This is a genomic window from uncultured Sneathiella sp., assembly GCF_963976355.1.
Classification (GTDB): domain Bacteria; phylum Pseudomonadota; class Alphaproteobacteria; order Sneathiellales; family Sneathiellaceae; genus Sneathiella.
In genome coordinates, this window is sequence record NZ_CAXBKA010000026.1 from 1 (window position 1) to 2,803 (window position 2,803).

Annotated in this window: 5 protein-coding genes; 1 reads left to right on the forward strand and 4 read right to left on the reverse strand. The window is 53.2% G+C overall.

Annotated features, from left to right (window positions below):
- From merA to AAC599_RS20070, 4 genes are all read right to left on the reverse strand, one after another.
- Positions 1 to 1,295, reverse strand: a 1,295-nt coding sequence (gene merA, locus AAC599_RS20055) for a mercury(II) reductase (RefSeq protein WP_340152143.1), incomplete at its 3' end; no start/stop codon positions are given.
- Position 1,296: 1 nt separating this feature from the next.
- The gene (gene merF / locus AAC599_RS20060) at positions 1,297 to 1,548 is read right to left on the reverse strand and encodes a mercury resistance system transport protein MerF (protein WP_063093920.1); all 252 of its coding nucleotides are present in this window, start codon (positions 1,546 to 1,548) and stop codon (positions 1,297 to 1,299) included.
- Positions 1,549 to 1,551: 3 nt separating this feature from the next.
- Positions 1,552 to 1,881: a cation transporter gene (locus tag AAC599_RS20065; RefSeq protein WP_062956565.1), complete on the reverse strand. Its 330-nt coding sequence runs from the start codon at positions 1,879 to 1,881 to the stop codon at positions 1,552 to 1,554.
- A gap of 11 nt (positions 1,882 to 1,892) precedes the next feature.
- Positions 1,893 to 2,282, reverse strand: a complete 390-nt coding sequence (locus AAC599_RS20070) for a mercuric transporter MerT family protein (protein ID WP_062956566.1) — start codon at positions 2,280 to 2,282, stop codon at positions 1,893 to 1,895.
- 117 nt (positions 2,283 to 2,399) lie between these two features.
- Between AAC599_RS20070 and AAC599_RS20075 the strand changes: the two genes are divergently transcribed.
- Positions 2,400 to 2,774 (forward strand): helix-turn-helix domain-containing protein, encoded by a 375-nt coding sequence (locus AAC599_RS20075; protein WP_340152144.1) that lies wholly within the window; start codon positions 2,400 to 2,402, stop codon positions 2,772 to 2,774.
- The last annotated feature ends 29 nt before the right edge of the window (positions 2,775 to 2,803 follow it).

Genomic DNA, 2,803 nt, shown 5'->3' on the forward strand with positions numbered 1-2,803 from the left:
CGTATGGCCAGCGCCATTGTCTGAATGCTGTCACAGCCCTCGGGTGCCAGTATCTGAGCGCCCAGCAAGCGGTCAGTTGCTTCATCTGCAATGAGTTTTATCAAACCGCGTGTATCACGGGCGGCAAGTGATCTGGGCACCTGATCAAGCGGCACGACAGATGTCTTGACCACAAAGCCCCGTTTCTGTGCCTGAACCTCGGAGAGACCTACGCCAGCAACTTGTGGATCAGTGAAGACAACCCAGGGCATCGTTGTGTTGTCATATGTCTGTTCGTCACGGTTATAGGCATTTATTGCCGCAAGTTTGGCGCCATAAGCTGCCATATAAACGAACTGGTCGCGCCCGGTCACATCGCCCGCAGCATATACATCAGGACGCGTCGTCCGCATGTACGCGTCCACAACAATTCCGCCATTCGAATTTACTTCAATTCCGGCCGTTTCGAGGCCTAATCCGTTTGTATTCGGCTTACGGCCTGTCGTTACCAGGATATGTTCAGCAAAAAGAACCTCGGCCTGGCCATCAACGTTAATGGTCAGTTCCGTTTTATCATTCTTCCGTTCAACCCTCTCGTAGGTGAGGCCCGTGCGAACGGATACCCCTTCATTCCTTAACTCCTGAGTGAGCGATGCAGCAATTTCCGGTTCTGCTTCGGGAAGAAGCCGTGACCGTGTCACCAGCGTAACCGAGCTGCCGAGCCGTGCAAACATCTGAGCCAGTTCACAACCGATATATCCGCCGCCAATCACGAGAAGTGATCGTGGCTGCTGATCAAGTTCAAGTGCCGTTGTACTGGTCAGACAGGGGACATTCTCAATGCCTGGAATATCGGGAAATGACGGGGATGTGCCGGTTGCAATGATTGTCTTTCTTGCAACAAGCTTTTTGCCGTCAAGCAGAAGACCGGTGTCATTAAATATAACGTCCCCTTCGAGATAATCGATACCATCATATTCGGGCAGCAGATCGATATATTTCTTCTGACGCAAACCGGAAACCAGATCCTCTTTAGCCTTGATCAGGGACTGCCAGTCAGCGACATGAGCGTTTCCGGAGAGGCCGGGAAAACGCGCAGCACCCGCTGCACCATGCACGGCCTCTGCGGCACGGATCATGGTTTTGGAGGGCACACACCCGACATTGACGCATGTGCCGCCAATCATTCCCTTGCCGATATGTGCGACCCTTGCGCCCTGTTCAGCGGCCGTAATCGCCGCCGAAAAACCGGCCGAACCCGCGCCGATGACAGCAAGGTCATATTCCTGTTTGTCGGTCGAACAACAATTGTTCATATTATTTTCCTTTCCGGGTGGTTGGTTGTGTATCGGTCTCGCAGCAAGCGCGCGCACGGGCTCGTTGTCGGTAGCCGTACAGTGCCAGGGCAATGAACAGGAGTAATCCGGGTATGAGGACATAGTCTATCCAGCCCAGCCATGCCGAGAGTCCAAGGGCCCCGAACGAGACAACAAGGATTGGTGTGAAACAGCAGATCACAGCAAAAATTGTTCCGACGATCCCGGTTTTGAAAATGGTGTTGCCACGCATTATTTAATCCCGCGCCTTGGCCGGATAACCGGCATTTGTCGAAGCGATCCCGATGGTTTCCACATTGGCGACTGACGGGTCGAAGGTGACAGTTGCGGTTTTTTTATCGAAGTTGACGTCTACGGCCTCTACGCCGGTGACGGCTTCCATCGCGGTTTTGACCGTCACCGGACACAGGGCGCAGGTCATGTTTTCGATGTCGAAAACGGTTGTTTGTTCATCCTGCGCTGTGGCGCTGGCAGCAAGCGCCGCAGTTGGGAGGTAGCCTCCCGGATATATGACAGCCAGTCCCAGGGCAAATGCCCCGGCCAGAATAATGCCTGTTCGTTTCATCTCGATTTCTCCTAATAGAACAGCGGTGCCCACCAGTTGATTGTCAGGGCCAATCCCACCAGCACGGTTGAGAACCACAGGGCGGCTTTGGTGATCAGTGCGGATTCCGGACGGGCGCAGTAAGACCCGTCGTCACAAGCTGGCTTGGTCTTGAAATAGACCTGCCAGAACCCCAGCCCGATAAATATCAGAGCCACCGTCGCGAAGAGTGGTTTGTAAGGTTCAAGAGCCGTCAGATTGCCGATCCAGGCCCCCGACACCCCCAGCATCAGAAGCAGGAGTGGTGCGACACAGCAGGCGGATGCAAGAATGGCTCCGACCACTCCACCAGTTGCAAGCAGACCTCTTTTTGTCTGCTTCCCGTCATCCGACAACAGGTCGTCCGATTTGATATCGTTCATGTGATTTACCTCGAATTCGATTCGCAGTTAAGATACAGTCTGTAGCTGCTACAGATTAAAGAAGGTTTTGATCACATGGACGATCACAATTCCGGGAGGCGACTAAAGCGAGCAGAATTGTCGAAGGTGACAGGCTGCCACCTTGAAACGGTCCGCTATTATGAAAAGACCGGCATGATGCCAGATCCGCGGCGCAGCAAAACGGGTTACAGGCTGTATGACGAAACACATGTTTCCCGGTTGCGGTTTATCCTGCGCGCCCGTGAACTGGGTTTTTCGATTGAAGATATCCGGGGGTTGCTGACTCTTATAGATGGTCAGTTGCAAACATGTTCGGAGGTCAAACAGCGTACGGAAAGCCATCTTGCTGACGTGCGCACAAAAATTGATGACCTGAAACGGATCGAACAGGTTTTGGCGGAAACGGCAGCTCAATGTTCAGGAAAAGATGTGCCTGAGTGCCCTGTTCTGGAAGCCTTGTTCCACGTTTGAAGTAGTAGCTTGTGAGTTCGGCTTCATCA